At 63.9% G+C, this 18,859-nt stretch carries 21 protein-coding genes; 5 read left to right on the plus strand and 16 right to left on the minus strand.

Annotated elements, in window-relative coordinates:
- Nucleotides 1-6: 6 nt before the first annotated feature.
- Together HXX15_RS02160 and HXX15_RS02165 are read right to left on the minus strand one after the other, a co-directional pair.
- Nucleotides 7-675: a hypothetical protein gene (locus tag HXX15_RS02160; RefSeq protein WP_296512160.1), complete on the minus strand. Its 669-nt coding sequence runs from the start codon at nt 673-675 to the stop codon at nt 7-9.
- Between the two features lie 19 nt (nt 676-694).
- Nucleotides 695-2,137: a PucC family protein gene (locus tag HXX15_RS02165; RefSeq protein ID WP_296512162.1), complete on the minus strand. Its 1,443-nt coding sequence runs from the start codon at nt 2,135-2,137 to the stop codon at nt 695-697.
- Here HXX15_RS02165 and HXX15_RS02170 point away from each other — a divergent pair.
- The gene (locus tag HXX15_RS02170; protein ID WP_296512164.1) at nt 2,136-2,333 is read left to right on the plus strand and encodes a hypothetical protein; all 198 of its coding nucleotides are present in this window, start codon (nt 2,136-2,138) and stop codon (nt 2,331-2,333) included. The two genes, HXX15_RS02165 and HXX15_RS02170, sit on opposite strands and share 2 nt — an antisense overlap.
- Here HXX15_RS02170 and HXX15_RS02175 read toward each other — a convergent pair.
- Together HXX15_RS02175 and pufB are read right to left on the minus strand one after the other, a co-directional pair.
- A complete protein-coding gene (locus HXX15_RS02175) occupies nt 2,330-2,515 on the minus strand; it encodes a light-harvesting protein (protein WP_296512166.1) in 186 nt (61 codons plus the stop codon). The two genes, HXX15_RS02170 and HXX15_RS02175, sit on opposite strands and share 4 nt — an antisense overlap.
- Before the next feature lie 12 nt (nt 2,516-2,527).
- A complete protein-coding gene (gene pufB / locus HXX15_RS02180) occupies nt 2,528-2,683 on the minus strand; it encodes a light-harvesting antenna LH1, beta subunit (RefSeq protein ID WP_296512154.1) in 156 nt (51 codons plus the stop codon).
- Between the two features lie 393 nt (nt 2,684-3,076).
- On the opposite strand from pufB, the gene HXX15_RS02185 reads away from it, so the two are divergent.
- The 3 genes from HXX15_RS02185 (at nt 3,077) to HXX15_RS02195 (ending at nt 6,386) form a co-directional block, all read left to right on the plus strand.
- Nucleotides 3,077-4,312 (plus strand): ATP-binding protein, encoded by a 1,236-nt coding sequence (locus HXX15_RS02185; protein WP_296512169.1) that lies wholly within the window; start codon nt 3,077-3,079, stop codon nt 4,310-4,312.
- A complete protein-coding gene (locus HXX15_RS02190; protein ID WP_296512170.1) occupies nt 4,309-5,028 on the plus strand; it encodes a response regulator transcription factor in 720 nt (239 codons plus the stop codon). Before HXX15_RS02185 ends, HXX15_RS02190 begins: the two co-directional genes overlap by 4 nt.
- A gap of 143 nt (nt 5,029-5,171) precedes the next feature.
- Nucleotides 5,172-6,386, plus strand: a complete 1,215-nt coding sequence (locus HXX15_RS02195; protein ID WP_296512171.1) for a CoA transferase — start codon at nt 5,172-5,174, stop codon at nt 6,384-6,386.
- 160 nt (nt 6,387-6,546) lie between these two features.
- On the opposite strand, the gene HXX15_RS02200 is transcribed toward HXX15_RS02195, so the two are convergent.
- The 6 genes from HXX15_RS02200 to HXX15_RS02225 all read right to left on the minus strand — a co-directional run bounded on the left by HXX15_RS02200 (nt 6,547) and on the right by HXX15_RS02225 (nt 11,940).
- Nucleotides 6,547-7,071, minus strand: coding sequence for a MaoC family dehydratase (locus HXX15_RS02200; protein WP_296512173.1), 525 nt, complete (start codon nt 7,069-7,071; stop codon nt 6,547-6,549).
- An 84-nt stretch (nt 7,072-7,155) separates the two neighbouring features.
- Nucleotides 7,156-7,407, minus strand: coding sequence for a DUF2249 domain-containing protein (locus HXX15_RS02205; RefSeq protein WP_296512175.1), 252 nt, complete (start codon nt 7,405-7,407; stop codon nt 7,156-7,158).
- Nucleotides 7,408-7,428: 21 nt separating this feature from the next.
- A complete protein-coding gene (locus tag HXX15_RS02210) occupies nt 7,429-8,685 on the minus strand; it encodes an NnrS family protein (protein ID WP_296512176.1) in 1,257 nt (418 codons plus the stop codon).
- Between the two features lie 107 nt (nt 8,686-8,792).
- Complete coding sequence (locus HXX15_RS02215; protein ID WP_296512178.1) at nt 8,793-9,485, minus strand: NnrU family protein; 693 nt, start codon at nt 9,483-9,485, stop codon at nt 8,793-8,795.
- Nucleotides 9,486-9,507: 22 nt separating this feature from the next.
- Nucleotides 9,508-11,163, minus strand: a complete 1,656-nt coding sequence (gene pgm / locus HXX15_RS02220) for a phosphoglucomutase (alpha-D-glucose-1,6-bisphosphate-dependent) (protein WP_296512181.1) — start codon at nt 11,161-11,163, stop codon at nt 9,508-9,510.
- A gap of 156 nt (nt 11,164-11,319) precedes the next feature.
- Nucleotides 11,320-11,940: a Crp/Fnr family transcriptional regulator gene (locus HXX15_RS02225; protein ID WP_296512183.1), complete on the minus strand. Its 621-nt coding sequence runs from the start codon at nt 11,938-11,940 to the stop codon at nt 11,320-11,322.
- 623 nt (nt 11,941-12,563) lie between these two features.
- On the opposite strand from HXX15_RS02225, the gene HXX15_RS02230 reads away from it, so the two are divergent.
- Nucleotides 12,564-13,838 carry an FAD-binding oxidoreductase gene (locus HXX15_RS02230; protein ID WP_296512185.1) on the plus strand — a complete coding sequence of 425 codons (1,275 nt, stop codon included), beginning with the start codon at nt 12,564-12,566 and terminating at the stop codon, nt 13,836-13,838.
- A 7-nt stretch (nt 13,839-13,845) separates the two neighbouring features.
- Here the strand turns inward: HXX15_RS02230 and HXX15_RS02235 are convergent, their stop codons facing one another.
- From HXX15_RS02235 to HXX15_RS02260, 6 genes are all read right to left on the minus strand, one after another.
- On the minus strand, nt 13,846-14,682 hold the full coding sequence (locus tag HXX15_RS02235; RefSeq protein ID WP_296512187.1) for an alpha/beta fold hydrolase: 837 nt from the start codon (nt 14,680-14,682) through the stop codon (nt 13,846-13,848).
- 174 nt (nt 14,683-14,856) lie between these two features.
- Nucleotides 14,857-15,231 carry a response regulator gene (locus HXX15_RS02240; RefSeq protein ID WP_296512190.1) on the minus strand — a complete coding sequence of 125 codons (375 nt, stop codon included), beginning with the start codon at nt 15,229-15,231 and terminating at the stop codon, nt 14,857-14,859.
- A gap of 111 nt (nt 15,232-15,342) precedes the next feature.
- The gene (locus HXX15_RS02245) at nt 15,343-16,176 is read right to left on the minus strand and encodes a phosphodiesterase (RefSeq protein WP_296512192.1); all 834 of its coding nucleotides are present in this window, start codon (nt 16,174-16,176) and stop codon (nt 15,343-15,345) included.
- A 19-nt stretch (nt 16,177-16,195) separates the two neighbouring features.
- On the minus strand, nt 16,196-17,257 hold the full coding sequence (locus HXX15_RS02250; RefSeq protein ID WP_296512193.1) for an ABC transporter ATP-binding protein: 1,062 nt from the start codon (nt 17,255-17,257) through the stop codon (nt 16,196-16,198).
- Complete coding sequence (locus tag HXX15_RS02255; RefSeq protein WP_296512195.1) at nt 17,254-18,039, minus strand: ABC transporter permease subunit; 786 nt, start codon at nt 18,037-18,039, stop codon at nt 17,254-17,256. The genes HXX15_RS02250 and HXX15_RS02255 overlap by 4 nt, the downstream gene beginning before the upstream one ends.
- Nucleotides 18,040-18,042: 3 nt before the next feature.
- On the minus strand, nt 18,043-18,858 hold the full coding sequence (locus HXX15_RS02260; RefSeq protein ID WP_296512197.1) for an ABC transporter permease: 816 nt from the start codon (nt 18,856-18,858) through the stop codon (nt 18,043-18,045).
- Between the last annotated feature and the right edge of the window lies 1 nt (nt 18,859).

The following is an 18,859-nucleotide window of genomic DNA, read 5'->3' on the forward strand; positions in this document are numbered from 1 at the left end:
CTCCTGTTATTTGGAGAGTGCTGGAAAGCCGAGCCATGAGGACAACGGCGTTGGATTGTTGAGAAGTAGCGGCGTGCCGGAATACGACTTGTACTCGCCCTTCTGCTCGATCAGCAAAGGCGTGCCCGACATCGACTTGTATTCACCTTTCTGCTCGATCAGCAGCGGCGTTCCGGACATCGACTGGTACGCGCCCTTCTGCTCTAGGATCAGCGGCGTGCCGGACATCGACTTGTACTCGCCGTCCTGATCGATCAGCAACGGCGTGCCGGAATAAGAATGGTATGACCCGGACGAATCCAGCAGTACCGGGATGTGCAACAGCGACGAGAACGGCGCCGCATCATCCCAAACCAGCGGATCCGAACTTGCGACGGTCGCCTTGATCGGATTGTATTTGCCAAGGATCTCGGACGCCTTGGCGCCGGTGCCGAAATGCGCCTGCACGATCACCACCGCGCCGCCGCGCTTGACGATTTCGGCGAAGCTGGCCGCCTGATATTTTACGATGCCGGTCTTGGCGATGGCGTTGGTCAGCTCTTCGACGGTGCCACGGTTCGGTACGGTTGCGTTCGGAAACACCTGAACGCTGGTGAAATTGTTCTTGGTCAGATCGGCTTCGACCCCCGTGATCTGCTTGAGCGTTTCGAAAGTCCGTATGATGCTTTGGGTCATGACTAACTCCGTTTCAGTCTCAAGGCCGATTGCTCGACCCTGCTTCAGTAAGTGGCCCCGCTCCGGCAAATCCTCCGACACGACGGATGAGCGGAATCATCGTCACCAGGGTCGCGCACAACAGAATGACTTCGAGGCAGTAGACGAAATCGTAGCCAACCGCCGCCCCAAGCGCATTCTCCGGTGCAAAGGCCGTCACCAGATCGCGCAAGATTCCGCCGAGTGCGATCGCCACGCCGGCGGCCGAGGCCTGCACCGCGCCCCAAGCGCCGAGCGCGAGACCAGCCTGATCCTTCGGCGCGGCATTCATCGTCGCCGTCAAGGTGCCATGGCCGAACAGGCCGGCGCCGAAACCGATCAGCAAGGTGCCGAGCCCGAACAGAAGTGCCGATTGCAGCTGCATCGGCATCGATGCGGCGAAGATAACCGCGAGGAACGCCGGAATTCCAACCAGTGCGCCATAGGTCGCCATCCGGAAAGGGTCGGCGCCTCGGCTAAGCACCCGCGAAGCGAGGCCGAATCCGAACAGTCCGCCGACCGCGAGCGCCGCGGTCAGTTTGGTGGTGTCGCCGACGCTGAGATGCAGGATCTGGCCGCCATAGGGCTCGAGCAGAATGTCCTCCATGCTGAAGGCCATGGTACCGAGGCCGACTGCCACCAGGCGGCGGGTCGCGTTCTTGCCGTGGATGAAGGCATCCCACGACTCGCGGAAGCCGGCCTGGCGCGCGCCCTGCTGTGTCGTCGCGGATCGTCCGCGCGATTCCTGTTTCCAGACCGCGACGCCGTTGAGCACGATGGTGACCACGGCCGAGCCCTGGATCACCTGAATCAGCCGACCGGGCGAGAAATTCGCAAGCAGCATGCCGAAAATGATCGCGCTGGCGATCATCCCGAACATCAGCATCGTGTACATCAAGCCGACCACCTTCGGCCGCGACTCCGGCGAAGCGAGGTCGGTCGCCAATGCAAGACCGACAGTCTGGGTGGTATGAACTCCGGCGCCGATCAGCAGAAATGCCAGCGCTGCGCCGAACTGCCCGATCCACGCTGGGGCATGGCTCGCCTCGCCGCCGCCGGACAGCACCAGCAGCGCGAACGGCAGGATCGCCAGCCCGCCGAACTGCACCATCGTGCCCTTGTAGAGAAACGGGACGCGCCGCCAGCCCAGAGCGGATTTGTGGACGTCGGACTTGAAGCCGATTAGCGCCCGGAACGGCGCAAAGATCAGCGGCAGCGACACCATGATTCCGACGATCGAGGCCGGAACGTTGAGCTCGACGATCATCACCCGGTTCAGCGTGCCAACCAGCAGCACCAGGGACATCCCGACCGAGACTTGAAACAGCGAAAGACGCAGCAGCCGCGACAGCGGCAGATCCGGCGTCGCCGCATCTGCGAAAGGCAGAAATCGGCTCCCGAGGGAGAGCCATGCCTTTCCTAATCGTTGACTGACTGGGTTCATGGTTGAACGCTTCCACCTGATGCGAGGAGGTGATCCGATCACCGTCCCGATCGAGAAGATGAAGAACACCGCCTTGCGACCGAAGAGAACAGATACGGCAACGTCGATTCCGTTTGCTCTCTCCGGCTACAAAGCAAGCGACCGGGACCCGTGGATCCCGGTCCAGCTACCACAACTTACGAAGAAGCTGTATTAACCGATGGAGGGCGTCACGATCGAGGTGATCGCAGCGGTCTTGCCGTTCATGTACTTGGCGACCCAAGTGGTGTGGGTCAGAACCGCGAAGTGAACGAGAAGAACGATCACGGCAACGCTGCCCAACAGGAGCGGCAGGCCAACGGTCGGCTTCACCACGGTCCAGATTCTACCTTGATTCATTGTCGATACTCCTTAATGCAGCCAGGGCGAATAAACATACGCCAGGAAGTGAGCGACGATCGCGATCGCGCCGAAGACGCGGGTGCCGTCGATCACATGCTTGTGGAGCTCTTCCGATTCCGCGATTGTCAGGCCAGTCGGCCAGACCTTATTCGCATCATCTGCCATAGTAATACCTCCTAAGAGACTTACGATCAGTTTCGTGCTGAACCTGCACGTAGGTATTTCGCTGCTACGCCGAACTGATGTTCGATTGGTCTCAGCATTTGCACTGTTGCTGCCTTGCCTCGACTACCGCGCCACCAACCAATCGGATGACAGTGGCGCGGCGCCGAGGACGAGACGGTTCCAGGCTTCGATTTGGATACTCCCTGAGAAACTTCTGCATTTCCCAGCGGCTGTAAAATCAGCCTGACACATACGGTTGTCAATTTAACATGACACTCAGGGCGGTCCGTGTCATACCTGACCATCGCGAAATCGTCCGACGAATCCCGGACACGCAAAGTTGATCAGAAGTGACGCAAAGTTGATTGAGAACAAAGATTCGGGTCTTGACAAATGCAGCCGATGGAGATCGAAGCATTCAATAATGCCGAACTAATCCGCTGCGATCGCGAGCCGATTCATATCCCCGGCTCCATTCAGCCGCATGGCGCGTTGCTCGCGCTCGATCCCGATGATCTGCGGATCCTCCACACCGGTGGCGACATCGAAGGCCTGCTTGGCATTGCCGTGGAGACATTGCCGGGCACCAGCGTTGCTCGCATTCTCTATGACGATCAGTTGTCGCGGCTGCGGTCGTTACTCGATCCGAAGCGAGCCATCACTCGTCCCGTGCATGCGCTCGTCCCGCCCAACTGCACCGAACCCCAGACCATCGACGTGATCGGCTGCCGATCGGCGAAGCCGGTGGTCCGCGAGTTCGATCCGCAGCTGGACGAGGCGCCGGAGAATTCGTTGACGCTGGTGTTGTCGCTGCTCGAGGTGGCGCTACTGCGAGTCGATCAACTCGCGCGCGCGAGACGATCGGCGCGTCTGACCCAGGACCAGTCGTCGCGCGATCTGGAAGCGGGACTGAAGCGCTTGCAGCAGGCAGCCCAGACCCTGAAGCGGGAAACCGAACGCCGCGCCGCCGCCGAGGCCGACCTCTCTCACGTCTTGCGATGCACGGTCGAACACCAGGAAGCCGGGCGTTTGCGCATTGACCGTGAATTGCACGACACGCTAGGGCAATCCCTGACACTCTTGAAGCTGGGCCTTGACGGCCTTGGGCGCGCGTCGCCCGACGGCAACGAGCTGCAGCAGCGCATCGCGAGCATGAAGAGCCTCGCGGACGACGTCGGACGCGAGGTCAACCGGCTGGCGTGGGAGATTCGGCCGACGGCGCTCGACGATCTCGGCATCCAGAACGCCGTGCAGAGCCTGGTGGATAGCTGGAGCCAGAAGTCGAGCATCAAATGCGAACTTCACATGACGCTGGACGGCGAGCGCCTGCCCGCGGCGGTCGAAACGACGCTCTATCGCGTCCTGCAGGAAGCCCTGACCAACGTCGTAGGTCATGCCGCGACGACACATGTTAGCGTGATTCTCGGACTGAAGGATCAGCAGGTGACGCTGATCGTCGAAGACGACGGGCGCGGGTTCGCCGACAACAAGAAAACATCCGCGTCTGAAGGCCGGCTCGGGCTGCTCGGGATCCGCGAGCGGCTGTCGCTGATCGGCGGCTCACTCAAAATCGAAACGGCGCCGGGCAAAGGCGCGACCTTGTTTGTTCGTATTCCGGTGGAAACATGAAACATCAGCTCATCGAACCGCTGCCGCCCGAGCCGTCGCAAGAATCGCAAGAGCCGCAGAACGGCCGCCTGCGGGTATTTCTCGCCGACGATCATCCGGTGGTGCTCAGCGGCATGAAAGTTCTGGTCGCCAGCGATGCGAGCCTCGAGCTCGTCGGCGAAGCGGTGGACGGACCGAACGCGTTGCGGCGCGCCATCGAGTTGCGACCCAACGTCGTCGTGCTCGACCTCTCGATGCCCGGCTTGAACGGCATCGAAGTGGCCCGCAAATTTCTCGCCGCCTGTCCGGAATGTCGGGTGCTGGTGCTGACCGTGCACGAGGATGGCGCCTATCTGCGGCAATTGCTCGATCTCGGCGTTTCCGGCTACGTGCTGAAGCGTTCGGCGACCGAAGAACTGATCCGCGGAATTCATGCCGTCGCAGCCGGCGGCCTGTATCTCGATCCGGCGATCGCCGGGCGGGCAGTGGGCCGCGCCCCGCCCCATGTTCACAGCAATGAGGAGGCCAGCGCGGTCGCCGAACTCAGCACACGGGAAATCGAAGTGCTGCGACTCGCCGCGGTCGGACACAGCAACAAATCGATCGCCGCCAAGCTGCAGATCGGCGCCAAGAGCGTCGAGACCTACAAGGCGCGGGGGATGGCGAAACTCGGCTTCCACAACCGGGTCGAAGTGGTCCGCTTCGCGCTCAGCATGGGCTGGCTCGCCGACCCATAATCGTTTGATCCATTTATGGTTTGATCCCCGCCGAGCGAACCGCTAGCCTCGCTCCACAAGAAGAAATGCTCCCTCCGGAAGCTGAAGCCGCGCGACGCGCGCTGCCTGGTCCCCGGATTGGCAGCGCAGGGGGGAGATCCAGAATGAGCGCTGAGCAGCGAACGCCGCGACCGTCCGCCAAGGAATCGTCGACCAAGGCTTTCGAGGGCCTGCGCGTTCTCGACTTCTCCACCACCATCGCCGGCCCGCATTGCGCGCGCATGCTGGCCGACATGGGCGCCGAAGTGATCAAGGTCGAAGCCACCGAGGGCGAGACCATGCGCACCCGTCCGCCAGTCCGCAACGGCTTCAGCACCGTGTTCGGCCAGCTCAATGTCGGCAAGAAGAGCCTCGTCCTCGACCTCAAATCGCCGCACGGCCGCGATGCGGTGTGCCGGCTGATTACGGACGTCGACGTCGTGGTGGAGAATTTCCGTCCCGGCGTGATGCAGCGCTTGCAGTTGGACTATGCGACGCTGCGCCAGCTAAATCCGAAGCTGATCTACTGTTCGATCTCCGGCTACGGCCAGACCGGGCCGTCGTCGGAACTGCCGGCCTACGCGCCGGTGATCCACGCCGCCTCCGGCTACGACGTGGCGCATCTGTCGTATCAGCCCGGGCGCCACCGGCCGGATTATTGCGGCATCTATCTCGCCGACGTGGTCACCGGCGCCTATGCGTACGGTGCGGTCGCATCGGCGCTATATCAGCGCCGCAGCACCGGCGAAGGCCAGCACATCGACGTCTCGATGCTGGAATCGATGCTCGGCCTGACGCTGAACGAAATGCAGTGGTCGCAATTTCCGGTGACGGCGCCGAGCCGTCCGCTGTTCGGGCCGATGGAGACTGCGGATGGCTATGTGATGGTCGCGGTGGCGAGCGAGAAAACGTTTCGCAATTTCGTGCTGGCGGCCGGGCATCCGGAATGGATCACCGACCCGCGGTTCGAGAAATATGCCGACCGCCGCGATAATTGGGAAGATTTCATGACCGGGATCGAGACCTGGTCGCGAACGCTGAGCACGCCGCAATGCCTCGCCGAGTTGAACAAATTCGGCGTGCCCTGCTCGGCCTATCGCAGCGTCGCCGAGGCGATGGCGGACCCGCAAACCGCGCACCGCCAGGCGTTGGCCGAGGTCAGCGACGATGGCGGCAGCTTCAAGGTGCTGAACCTGCCGTTCCGGATGTCGGGCGCCGATACCACGACGGGACCGCGGGTAGCGACGCTCGGCGAGCATACCGCGGAGCTGCTCAAGCAGGCCGGCTATTCCGACGACGAGATCAAGACATTTTCCGGCGTGACGTCGAGCGATGCTTGAGGCAAGGCGCCTCGTCGGTTCGCTGTCATTCCGGGGCGCGAGGCCGCAGGCCGAGCGAGCCCGGAATCTCGCGGCAAGGCACCGCGCTTGAGCGAGATTCCGGGTTCGCACGCAGCTTACGCTGCGCGCGCCCCGGAATGACGGCAGGAACGTCATGCGATCACAGCGCCAGCCGCACCAAATATTTCTGTTCGCCGCTCAGCACCAGTTCGGAGCGCTGGTTGTGCACCGACGACGCCACCGTGACGATGCCGGTGGTTCGCTGCGGCGTCAGGGACGCGATCACCAGTTCGGGATAAAGTGTGTCGCCGGCATAGACCGGCTTGTGAAACTTCGACGATTGCTCGATGAAGCCGAGCAGCGCGTCGCCGATCACATGCGGAAACAGGCCAGCCCCCGCTGCCGTGAAGCACAGCACCTGCAGGCCATGCGCCAGCAGCCCCGGATGGCCCTGCGCGCGGCAATATTCGATGTCGTAATGAATCGGATGATTGTCGCCGGAGACGCCCTGGAACGCCGCGAAATTGGCGTCGGTCACGGTCCGGCTCGGAAGACAGAACCGCTCGCCGATTTTCAATGCCGCGAACGGGCGAGGTTCGACCAGCCTGTGCGCCGATCTGTCGAAACCACCGCGCGGCAGGCTGCCCTCATTGATTTGCGGCTTCAGATTCGATTCGGCAGTCATACGCGCGGGCTCCCTGTTGTTTTTTTGCCAGGTTAGCCTGATGCGGCGCACCGCGCCATTGCGATCGTCAAGCGGCAGCGCGGCCTATGATGCCAACCGCCGCAGCCGCACACGCCAGACATCCGGACCCTGCTCCAGATAGGTCCACTGGCAGCCGTCGCCATGCACAGCTTCGAGATAGCCGTGCAGCGGTCGCGGGTCGTGGTCGACGATCAATTGCAGAGCGTCGTCGGGGCCGAGATTGTAGAACAGCTTCGGGATGATCTCGTGGCGCTGGCGCGGCTCGATCGCCCTGACGTCCAGAACTCGCTCCTTGGAGTTTGCGGCTTCAGGCATCGGTTCGTCCTCCGAAGTTGATCAGGTCGCCGACCGGCCCGGTTCAGGCTTGGGCCGCGATTTGCCGCGGCCGATCAGCAGACGACCGAACAGGATCGCGAAGCCTAAAAACGCGGCGGCCCAGGCGAACGCCGCCAGATGCAGCAATGCGTCGCTCCATGCCGGCTGCAGCACCGCGCAAATCCGCGCAGCGACCGCGAGCAGCGCGGCGGCGTAGATCGCCTGCGTTCCGCGCGACGCGGTCAATTGCTGGCCGCTATGGCCCAAAGTGGCGCGCGACATCACGGCGAGCGTCATGATGCCGGCGGCGCCCGCCATCCAGGCATGGCTGCCGGCGCTGGCAGGAACGAGCTGGAATGCCGCGGCCGCGGTCAGCAAGAATCCGAGCGGCACGAAGGCGTAGCCGACATGCAGCACCAGGACGAGGCGCTCCTTCGTGGTCCGGTCGCCGGCCCAGCGGGCGAGGCGAACGAGATGCAGACAACCTGCGAGCGCCAGCATCGCGCCGGTCGCCACGCCCTGCGGCCGCAGCACCCACAGCAGCAGCGTCACCGCGCTGACGGCGACGATCGCCATGTCGAACCGATTGAACGGCGACGGCAGCCGGCCCGGATTTTCGCGGACCAGCCAGTTGCGGGTGAAACTCGGAATGATGCGGCCACCGATCATCCCGATCAGCAGGATCACCACCGCGATGCCGGCGCGAATACCATAGTCGGCGGCGCCGTTGAAATGCGCTTCGAGATGGAAGGCGACGTTGCCCGTAAGCAGCAACGACAGCAGGACCACGACGTTGAGGTTACGCCAGTTGCGGCCCGCCAGAATCTCGCGGGTCGCCGCCAACGCGACGAGCAGCAGGAAACTGCAATCGATCAGCATCGCCGCCAGCCAGCCGGTGTCGGCGGAAAACGCCACGGCAATCCGCCCGGCGAGCCAGACCACGACCAGCGTCAACAACGGCGTCCCCTGGATCGGAAGACGCCCGGTCCAGTTCGGAATCGCGGTGAACAAAAATCCGGTGATCACCGCCGGCAGGTAGCCGTACAGCATTTCGTGGACATGCCAGTCGCGCGGCGCCAGCGCCGTCGCCAGCGTCAGCTCGCCGTAGAAGAACGGCAGCCAGATCAGTATGGCGAGGCCGGCGAAGATCGCGCCGAGCAGAAAGAACGGCCGGAAGCCGGCCGAAAGAACGGTCCAGCCGCGATGTGACCGATAACGCGGAACCGGAATTCGCTTGGCTTCAGTCGATGCGGATGGGGCGACGGTGGTGGCCTGCATCTGTGATCCCGCTGCATTCTCGTCGGATCTTTCTAGTGCAGCATTGCTGCGCCTGGTTGTGCCAGCGCAAGTTCCGGCGCGATTGCGCCGGTTCCATCAACACAGCTTCAGGGCAGCGGCGAAACGCCGATCACCGACGGATGCACCAGCAGCAGCACCAGCCAGGCCATCAGCCCGATCGCGATCCGCATCGGGTCGATCCGGAGAACGCGCGGATGCCAGCGTCGGCCGATCAACGCCGCGAACGGCCACAACGAGGTGCGCGCCGCCAAATGGCTCCAGGCTTGCGCGCCGAGCTGCCGCCGCTTGCGGCGGTCGATCACCACCATGCCGGCGAGCGCCAGCAGCGCGAAGCAGCCGAACAGCAGCACATGCGCCAGGTCGCCGTTCGGCACCAGATGCGACGCCGACCACAGCGCGATCGCCCACAATAGCGGGTGCCGCGCCACACCGACGATCCCCGGATGGGCGGAGTCGAACCGGACATTCGGATTGCCACCGAACGACAGCGGATTGGCGGCACCAACGCCGAACGCGGCCAGCATGCAGGCCAACGGCATCGCCAAATTCGGCGCCAACATCTGCCAATGCCGGAACGGCCACAATGAAATGAATGGCGCGCGGCCAGCCGCGACGATCAGCCAGGCCAGAACGACCAGAGAGGCGGCGCTGTAGGCGATCAGGAAGCCGCGCTCGCCGAGCGCCTTCACCAGCGCAGCCCGCACGCCGGGGCGCGCCGGGATGGCATGGCTGAGCAGGAACACGGCGAACGCCGCGACGAATTCGGCCCAGCCGTTCAATTTGCGACCCCGCCGCGCGGGTTCACTGTCCCGCCGCGAACACGGCGCTCAGCGCGTCCTGCGCTTCCTGCTGAATTTGCCGCAGATGAGCCTGGCTGAGAAAACTCTCGGCGTAGATCTTGTAGACCTCCTCGGTGCCCGAGGGCCGTGCCGCGAACCAGCCGTTTTCGGTCACAACCTTGATGCCGCCGAACGGCTGGCCGTTGCCCGGTGCCGCGGTCAGCGTGGCGTGGATCGGTTCGCCGGCCAATTGCTTCAGACCGAGCCGATCCGCCGACAGCGACTTCAGCAGATTCTTCTGCGCGACCGACGCCGCGGCGTCGATCCGCTCGTAGAACGGCACGCCGAGGTCGGCGGTGAGATGGTCGTAGAGCTGGCCGGGGTCCATCTCGGTTTTCGCGGTGATCTCGGCCGCGAGCAGGCCGAGAATCAGGCCGTCCTTGTCGGTGGTCCAGACGGTGCCGTCGCGGCGCAGGAACGAGGCGCCGGCGCTCTCCTCACCGGCGAAGCCGAACGAGCCGTCGCCGAGACCGTCGACGAACCATTTGAAGCCGACCGGGGTCTCGACCAGCTTGCGGCCGATCCTTGTCGCGACGCGATCGATCATCGCGCTTGAGACGATGGTCTTGCCGATCGCGGCGTCCGGGCTCCATTGCGGCCGGTTCTCGAACAGATACGAGATCGCCACCGCCAGATAATGGTTCGGATTCATCAGCCCGTTCCAGCGGGTGACGATGCCGTGGCGGTCGGCGTCGGTATCGTTGGCGAAGGCGACGTCGAAATCGTCGCGCATCGCGATCAGCCGCGCCATCGCATAGGGCGAGGAGCAATCCATCCGGACCTTGCCGTCCCAGTCCGCGGTCATGAAGCGGAAGGTTGGGTCGACCACGTCGCTGACCAATGTGGCGTCGATGCCGTAGCGCTCGATGATCGGCCGCCAATAATGCACCGCGGCGCCGCCGAGCGGATCGATCCCGATCTTGACCCCGGAGGCCCGGATCGCCTCCATGTCGACCACATTGGTCAGATCGGCGACGTAAGGCCCGATGTAATCGTGGCGATGCACGTTGGCCGATTTGCGGGCGCGCTCCAGCGAGATTCGCTTGACGCCCTGCAATGCGTCTTCGAGCAGGGCATTGGCGGCGCGTTCGATCCCGGAAGTGATGTCCGTGTCGGCCGGCCCGCCGTTCGGCGGATTGTATTTGAAGCCGCCATCTTCCGGCGGATTGTGCGACGGCGTGATCACCACGCCATCGGCGAGGCCGCTGGTCCGGCCCCTATTGTAGGTTAGGATCGCATGCGAGACCACCGGCGTCGGCGTATAGCCGTCGTGTTCGTCGATCATCACCTCGACTTCGTTGGCGGCGAACACTTCCAGCGCGCTGGCCAGCGCCGGCTCCGCCAGAGCATGGGTGTCGATACCGACGAACAGCGGCCCGGTGACGCCAGAGCGGCGGCGGTGCTCGCACAGTGCCTGGCTCACCGCCAGGATATGCGCCTCGTTGAAGGCGTTGTTGAAGGCCGAACCGCGATGCCCGGAGGTGCCGAACGCCACCCGCTGCGCCGGCACCGCCGGATCCGGCTTGCCCTCGAAATAGGCCGTGACCAGACGCGACACGTTGACCAGACTCGACGGCTCGATGGTCTTGCCCGCAAACGGGCTCACTTCCGCAGCCATTCTCACTCCATGCGTGAAATCACAGCCCGATCCCTCGCCCGTTGGGCGGCAATCGTCAAGCCGCGGTTTCGGCCGATCAGACCAATGGCGTGGGTTGGGGACGCGCTGGCACGGACCGGGTCGGCACAAGTCGTGCCGCAGATGCCCGGGATGGCCTCACAGCAGCGCTTCGGACTGATCCAGCAGGGTCTGGTAGCATTCGCAAGACGCCTTCTCCAGCGCCGGCCGGTTCAGGATCTTGATGACGCCGCGGGAATAGGTGATGACGCCGGCGTTCTGCATCTTGGTCGCCACCTCGGTGACCGAGGTCCGCCTCACCCCGAGCATCTCGGCCAGGAATTCCTGGGTCAGGTTGACGGTGTCGCTGCCGGCGCGGTCGGCCGATTGCAGCAGCCAGCGGCAGAACCGTGCCTCGATCACGTGCAGGGCGTTACAGGCCGCGGTGACGCGGGCCTGCGACAGCAGCACCTCATTGTATTGAATGCAGAGATTGCGGATCGGATCGCTGCTGGTGGCAAACTTTCTGAACTGCGACGCCGGTATTTTCGTCAACGACATCGACATCTGCACGACTACGCGGACGAGCGATTTGTAAAGCCCGAGCCCGGCCATCGCGCCGACCACGCCTTCGCGCCCAACCGTGGCGGTCTCGATCGCCTTGCCGTCCTTGAGCACGGCCAGCAGCGACAGCATGCCATTGTGAGGAAAGAACACGTGGTCGAATTCGTCGCCCGGCTCAAGCAGGACCAGGCCCTGCTCCAGCGACGTTGTGGTCATGTGCGGGGCGAGCAGGTCGTATTGAGGGCGCGGCAATGCAGCCAGTAATTTGTTGTCCAAAGGTCGTCCAGAATTTGAAATTTGCACTACGGTTTCCTGCCCGGTCGGATCGGGCCGCATACCGCAGGGGGTGATGAGTGGGCGCTCCGAAAGGGCGTTCCGCGGAACATGTATATAAGAACGCAGCATCTGATTTGTCTGTCCGGTTGCCGGCTTAGTTCCGCTCCAAACCAGGTTTGCGAAATTTGCAAAGGCGATTGGAGTGCAATGCCCGTTGCTTACGGGTTGTGCGGGCCGCCAAACTTTATTTGTCCGGTAACCGACAAAGCTCACCCCGACCGTCTCGATTGGCTTCGATCGCCGGTTGTTTTCGAACAAATGTTCGGCAACTCGGCCGAAGCCCGACCAAAGGGTGGCTCGCCCAGTCTGCCACGGCGGACGGAACCGTTCATTGAAATGGCGGTTGCGTGTCCAGCACGACGTTCACATCAGATCCGGAAGGTGCCTGCCTTGGCCAATTGGAATTCGTCTCCCCATCATTCGGCTATTGGCAGCCTTGATGCAGCGTTGATCGCGCCCGGGTCTCGGGCGGGGACTTCTGCGACTTTGCGAGGTCCTTTCTGATGAGCCTTCTGTCGCAAGACACCGCCGGCCTGCTGTTCGACGACGCGGGCGCGATCCGGCAAAGCGACCTGCGCGGCGGCGTTTCGCCGTGGGCGGCCGGGTTCAACCGGCCGATCCGGCAACCGCTGACGCAGAACATCGCCGTCGACGTGCTGATCGTGGGCGCCGGCATCACCGGATCGATGATGGCCGAACGCCTCACCCGGCTTGGACGCCAGGTCTGCGTCATCGATCGGGAACGGCCCGGCTTCGGCAGCACCGCTGCGTCGACCGCGATGCTGGAATGGGAAATCGACCTGCCGCTGGTCGAGCTGGCGGCGATCTATGGTTTCGAGCGCGCCGCAGAGATTTACCGGCTCAGCCTGGACGCGGTTGCCGGCCTCTACACGCTGGTGAGCGCGATGCCGCATGTCAGTTCGCTGCGCCGGCGCAGCAAGGTGTATCTGGCCGGCGGCGACAATGGCGCCCGCGAACTGCTGGCCGAGCATGAATTGCGCAAGCGCGCCGGCCTGCCGGGCGCGTTTGTCGATCATCGCGCGCTGCGCGCCGAATTCGAATTCGACCGCGAGGCAGCGATCGTCTCGCCCGGCTCAGCGGAAGTCGATCCGCTGCGGCTATCGCACGCGCTGCTGACGGCTGCTGCCGGGCGCGGCGCGGCGCTGTTCGACGCCGAAGCGGTCGGCTACGACTGCGGCGGCAGGACGGTCAACGTGGCCACCGACCATGGCTACACCATTGAGGCCAACCACGTCGTGTTGGCGACCGGCTATGTGATGCCCGACATCGTCAAATCCGATCTGCACAAGATCGCCTCGAGCTGGGTGATCGCGACGCCGCCGCAGTTGCCCGACAGGCTGTGGCGCGACGATGCGCTGATCTGGGAAGCCTCGAAAAACTATCTCTATGCCCGGACAACGATCGACAATCGGATCGTGATCGGTGGCGAGGATGACGACCAGATCGTCGAACCGAAGGCCCGCGATGCGTTGATGCCGCGCAAGGCCGAAATCCTGCTCGACAAACTCAAGCTGCTATGGCCGCGAGCCGACGCGCTCGCCGAATTCGTCTGGTCCGGCGCGTTCAGTACCACCGTCGATGGCCTGCCGCTGATCGGAACCGTACCCGGCCATCGCAACGTGTTCGCCGCCTATGGCTATGGCGGCAATGGCATCACCTTCAGCTATATGGCAAGCCAGATAATTAGCCTGCTGATTGCGGGGCAGCGCCGATCCTGGTTCGACCACTTCGCGATCGACCGGGCGCCCGCGGCATAGACCAACGCTATGGCCCCATCGCCCGCGGATCGCCGATGGCCGGCTTCTTGGTATCGACCGGGCCGAGGCTGCTGGCGCTTGCCTCGGTGAGGAAATTGTCCAGCGTGGCCTGAATTCGCTCCTTGACGCTTTCCGGGCCGCGATCGCTCATCTCGGTGTGCTGCGCGTTGGTGTTGACGATGTCGATCCCGGCCTCCTTGGCCACCTTGGGATCTGGCAACACCCCGGGATCGGTCTTGAATTGGGGGTCCTTCGACCGGAACGACAGGATCTTGGCGGCTCCCGACGTCACGAAAGGGACCCGCAGATTGTCCAGCGTCACCACCCGCCGCACCAGCTCGGGATGCTGCTGGGCAAAGAACATCGAGATGTCGCCGCCATTGGAGTGGCCGACCAGGGTCAGATGTTCAAAGTCCGCATCCGGCTTGAGCTTCTTCAATTCGCCGATCGCAAACAGGATGTTTTTCTCGCCGCGCTCATAGACTTGCAGCCGGCCGACATAGAGCGAGCCCTCCTTGGTCATCAGCGGCGCATCGGTCGGCAGATCGTGCTGGATGCTGGCGACCAGGTAGCCGCGCGCCGCCAGCACGTTCGCAAGGAACGAGTATTCGGTGTTCTTGACGGTGTTGCCATGGCTGACGATCGCGACCGGAAGCTCGGTCATCCCGGCGTCGGCCTTCATCTCGACATCCCACCGCACCGCAATATCGACCGCGATCGGGCGGTTGCGCGAACTGTCGTACAACGCCAGCGTTTCGTGCCTGATCGCCCATTTGCTGAACGAGAAATACGCGCCGGTCGCCAGCACGCCAAGGCCCAGGATGATGATCAGAGGTCGCTTCATCAATCGTCCACCGCGGCTCCAGGCCCCTGACTGCGACGTGGGCTCACCCGATCATGCACAATGATCGCGATTAGCACACCGCCGTTTAATATTCGCAAACAAGTCTTTTGCAAGTGAGGCCAGTAACAATGATTTTGCCAGTAGTCCTCCGAGGCGACGCCGGATCCAGCCGCCTCAGGCCGTCAGCTCATGCAGCGTGTCGGCAATTTGCGACGAACTGTAGGGCTTGCGCAAGAACCGGCCGCCATCGGGCAGATCGAGGTCGGTGAGGTTCACCTGCCCGGAGGTCGCGATGATCTTGATCGGCGGCCAGCGGCCCCGGACCGCCTGCGCGAGCCTCAGACCGTCCATCGAGCCGGGCATCTGGACGTCGGTGAAAACCACTTTGACGTCGGTTCTGGTTTCGAGAATTCCGATCGCCTCGTCCGCGGTCGCGGCTTCCACCACCTCGGAGCCGGCGTCTTCGATCATGTCGACGGCGTTCATCCGCAGAAAGATCTCGTCTTCGACCACCAGCACGACCGGCCGCTTGGTCACCATACCGGACATCACTGAACCTCGCTCAATGCAGACTAAGCGTTTGAGCGCACAATCGTTCCGGCCACAAGCAAATAGCGTCGGAAACCGTACATTTCAATAGGACCAATCTGCGGAAAGGGCTCAGAGCAGCTTGCCGTCCGGCCCGAAGAACGGGTGCGCCCCGTCGAATCGTCCGATCGGGACGTCGTGAGTCACCAACTCGCCAAAGCCCGCACCGGGAAACCAGGCGTGCAGATGAAACCCCGGCGGCTCGACCCGGAACGACGGCTCGATCAGTTCGGCCAAATCCAGCGCGACCGCATGATTGGGCGCCGGGCAGATCGTCGCTGCTGCACCTGCGAACATCGTCAACGTCGCGCGATGCACGTGGCCGGCGGCGACCAGCCGAACCCGCCGGTGCCGGGCGACGATCTCCCCGAGCGCGCCGGCGTTGAGCAGGTTCTGCCGATCCATGTGCCAGATCCCGGTGCGGAACGGTGGATGATGCAGGAACAGCAGCGCCGGGCGATGCGATGCCGCCAGCGTGGCGTCGAGCCATTGCAGCGTCGCCGCGTCGAGTTCGCCGTGCGGCTGGCCGTGCACGCTGGAATCCAGCAGCACGATGTCGAGATCGCCGACCGGATGGATTTGATTGAGCGCGCCGGTTTCGGGAAACGGCGCCTGCGGAAACGCAGCGCGCATCAGCACGCGGGAATCGTGGTTGCCGGGAATCCCGAGCCAAGGGATCTGCAACGGCGCCAGCAACAGCTTGAGGTGGTCGTATTCCTCGGCGGTCGGGGTGTCGGCGAGATCGCCGGAGATCACCACCAGGTCGGGGCGGGGCGCGAAATCGTTCAATGCCGCAACGCAGCGCGTCAGCGCCGCGGCGGTATCGACCCGGCCGTAGGCGCGCTGTCCCGGCGGCTTGATGTGCAGGTCGGAGATCTGCGCGATCAGAATCGGTTTCGGCGTCATTGTCGGTTCCTGCTGCGCTTCAGTCGTGCTCGGGTAACAGCCTGATCGCATCCGGCGCGACCGAAAGGCCGACCCGATCGCCGATCGTGACCGCGACGGTGTTCGGCGCGTCGATCGTCAACGGCTTGTCGGACGCGCCGCCGACAATGACGCGCTGGCGATCGCCGATGAAGCTGATGCTGTCGATGGTTCCGGTCAACGCCGCGCCCTCGGCCGCGACGATCGCGATCGTCTCCGGCCGGATCATGGCGACTGCCGCCGGATGCGTGTCGCCTTCCGCGAGCGGCAGCACGCCGCCGGGCAGCATCAGCCGGCCATCGGCGACCGGCGCCTCGACGATGTTAGCGGCGCCGACGAATTCCGCGACAAAGCGGCTCTGCGGCTTGAAGTAGATTTCGCGCGGCGTGCCGATCTGGACGATCGCGCCCTTGCGCATCACCACGATGCGGTCGCCCAGCTCCATCGCCTCGGCCTGATCGTGGGTGACGTAGATCGTCGTGATCCCCAGCGAGCGCAGCAGCCGGTTGAGCTCGCCGCGCAATCGGTCGCGCAAGGCGGCGTCGAGCGCGGTCAATGGCTCGTCGAGCAGCAGGATGCCGGGACGGATCGCCACCGCGCGGGCCAGTGCCACGCGTTGGCGCTGGCCACCCGACAGTTGATCGATCCGGCGATCCTCGAGGCCGGTGATGTTGGTGAGCGCGACCAGTTCGGCGACCCGCGCCGCGCGTTCGGCCCTGGCGACGCCGCGAATTTTCAGCCCGTAGCCGATATTCTCGGCAACGCTCATATTGGGGAACAGCGCGTAGGACTGAAACACCATGCCAACATTGCGCTGCTCGATTGGCACCGCGGTGATGTCGACGCCGTCGAACAACACCCGGCCGCCGGCGTCGGGCTGTTCCAGCCCGGCGATGATCCTCAGCATCGTGGTCTTGCCGCAACCGCTTGGCCCGAGCAGCACCAGGGTTTCGCCGCGCGCGATGTCGAGCGTGGCGGGCGCCAGCGCCAGCGTGCCATCGGCGAAGGTCTTGGCGCAGGCCTCGATATGCACCGACGCGCCGTGCCCCACAATCGCGTTCATGCCTTCTGCCCCCGGTCCGCGAAAAACTGCATCGCCACCAGCAAGGGCACGATCATGATGAAAAAGATCAGCGTATAGGCCGACGCCACTTCCAGCCGCATCGAGGCATAGCTGTCGGCGAGACCGACCGGCAGCGTCTTGGTCAGCGGCGTATGCAGCATCCAGGTCAGGTTGAATTCGCCGAGCGACAGCGTCACCACCATCAGCGCGCCGGCCAGAATCCCCGGCATCGCGTTCGGCACGATGATATCGAGAAACCGTCGCCATGGCGGCGCGCCGAGCGAGGCCGCGCCCTCGTCGAGGGTCTTGATGTCGATGGTCGAAAACACCGCCATCACCGAGCGCACCATGAACGGCATCGTGAACACCACGTGCCCGACCAGAATGAACAGCCAGGAGCGGCGGAAGCCGCCGAAGCCGCCATAGCTGATCAGCAGCGCCAGCGCGATGGCGAGGCCGGGAATCGCGAGCGGAAGGGTAATGATCTCCTCGACGATCCGCGACAGTAAGCCGCCGCGGACATGTAGCGCATAGGCGGCGGGAACGCCGACCAGCAAGGTCACCGCCAGCGTCGCGAACGCGATCAGGAACGACAGCAGGATCGTGTCGGCGTAGAGGTCGAACACCTGAAATACCCATTGCAGCGTCACGCCGGAGGAAATGCCGCGAAAGTAATTGACGGTGACGCCGGCCGAGATCGACAGCACCACCGGCACCACCAGAAAGGCGGCGACCAGCAGTGTGAACAGCAATTGCGCGGTGAAGATCAGTCGGTCGCGCATGGCTTAACCGGTCGCCGCGACGGTGCCGCCGCTGAGCGAGCGCGCCAGCGCCAGCATCGCCCAGGAGATCAGGCCGAGGCCGACCGACAGCGCTGCGGCGGTGGAGAAATTCGCCGCCAGCGTGAACTCGGTATAGATCAGCATCGGCAGCACGTCGATATTGGTGGCGAGCGTGAAGGCGGTGCCGAACGCGCCCATCGCGGTGGCAAAGGCGATCGCGCCGGAGGCCACGAAAGCTGGCCCCAGCGCTGGCAGCACGACGTCGCGCTGCACCGCCCAGGGGCCGGCGCCGAGCGAGCGCGCGGCTTCCTCGAGCCCCGGATCGAGCTTCTGCGCCGCCGCCATGATGGTGAGAATGACGCGCGGAATCGAGAAATACAGATAGCCGAGAAACAGCCCCTGGATCGAATAGGCGAACACCAGTTTTTCGCCGATCAAATGGCTGGAGATCCCGCCGATCAAACCCTGACGCCCGGCCAGCAGGATGATCAGGAAGCCGATCACCACGCCGGGAAACGCCAGCGGAAAGGTCAGCATCGCGACCAGCACGGCGCGGCCGGGAAAGCGGTGCCGCTGCAGGAAAATGCCGGAAACGGTGGCGATCGCCAGCGTCGCCGCCGTGGTCACCGAGGCCAGCACCATGGTGTTGATCAGCGTGGCGCGATAGCGCGGCTCGAACAAAATTGCCAGATAGCCGGCGAGCCCGTGCGGCCCCTGCGCGCCGAGCAGCACCAGCCGCGCCATCGGCAGCAGAAAGAACGCCGCCGTCACCGCCACCAGCGGCAACAGGCAGATCCAGATGAACGAACGATGCGACATC

It is taken from the genome of Rhodopseudomonas sp. (genome assembly GCF_013377015.1).
Classification (GTDB): Bacteria; Pseudomonadota; Alphaproteobacteria; order Rhizobiales; family Xanthobacteraceae; genus JARJEH01.

Coding starts and splice junctions, on each gene's coding strand:
- HXX15_RS02160 (WP_296512160.1), bottom strand. CDS start 675: ATGACCCAAAGCATCATACGGACTTTCGAAACGCTCAAGCAGATCACG.
- HXX15_RS02170 (WP_296512164.1), top strand. CDS start 2,136: ATGGTTGAACGCTTCCACCTGATGCGAGGAGGTGATCCGATCACCGTC.
- HXX15_RS02165 (WP_296512162.1), bottom strand. CDS start 2,137: ATGAACCCAGTCAGTCAACGATTAGGAAAGGCATGGCTCTCCCTCGGG.
- HXX15_RS02175 (WP_296512166.1), bottom strand. CDS start 2,515: ATGAATCAAGGTAGAATCTGGACCGTGGTGAAGCCGACCGTTGGCCTG.
- pufB (WP_296512154.1), bottom strand. CDS start 2,683: ATGGCAGATGATGCGAATAAGGTCTGGCCGACTGGCCTGACAATCGCG.
- HXX15_RS02185 (WP_296512169.1), top strand. CDS start 3,077: ATGCAGCCGATGGAGATCGAAGCATTCAATAATGCCGAACTAATCCGC.
- HXX15_RS02190 (WP_296512170.1), top strand. CDS start 4,309: ATGAAACATCAGCTCATCGAACCGCTGCCGCCCGAGCCGTCGCAAGAA.
- HXX15_RS02195 (WP_296512171.1), top strand. CDS start 5,172: ATGAGCGCTGAGCAGCGAACGCCGCGACCGTCCGCCAAGGAATCGTCG.
- HXX15_RS02200 (WP_296512173.1), bottom strand. CDS start 7,071: ATGACTGCCGAATCGAATCTGAAGCCGCAAATCAATGAGGGCAGCCTG.
- HXX15_RS02205 (WP_296512175.1), bottom strand. CDS start 7,407: ATGCCTGAAGCCGCAAACTCCAAGGAGCGAGTTCTGGACGTCAGGGCG.
- HXX15_RS02210 (WP_296512176.1), bottom strand. CDS start 8,685: ATGCAGGCCACCACCGTCGCCCCATCCGCATCGACTGAAGCCAAGCGA.
- pgm (WP_296512181.1), bottom strand. CDS start 11,163: ATGGCTGCGGAAGTGAGCCCGTTTGCGGGCAAGACCATCGAGCCGTCG.
- HXX15_RS02225 (WP_296512183.1), bottom strand. CDS start 11,940: ATGACCACAACGTCGCTGGAGCAGGGCCTGGTCCTGCTTGAGCCGGGC.
- HXX15_RS02230 (WP_296512185.1), top strand. CDS start 12,564: ATGAGCCTTCTGTCGCAAGACACCGCCGGCCTGCTGTTCGACGACGCG.
- HXX15_RS02235 (WP_296512187.1), bottom strand. CDS start 14,682: ATGAAGCGACCTCTGATCATCATCCTGGGCCTTGGCGTGCTGGCGACC.
- HXX15_RS02240 (WP_296512190.1), bottom strand. CDS start 15,231: ATGTCCGGTATGGTGACCAAGCGGCCGGTCGTGCTGGTGGTCGAAGAC.
- HXX15_RS02245 (WP_296512192.1), bottom strand. CDS start 16,176: ATGACGCCGAAACCGATTCTGATCGCGCAGATCTCCGACCTGCACATC.
- HXX15_RS02250 (WP_296512193.1), bottom strand. CDS start 17,257: ATGAACGCGATTGTGGGGCACGGCGCGTCGGTGCATATCGAGGCCTGC.
- HXX15_RS02255 (WP_296512195.1), bottom strand. CDS start 18,039: ATGCGCGACCGACTGATCTTCACCGCGCAATTGCTGTTCACACTGCTG.
- HXX15_RS02260 (WP_296512197.1), bottom strand. CDS start 18,858: ATGTCGCATCGTTCGTTCATCTGGATCTGCCTGTTGCCGCTGGTGGCG.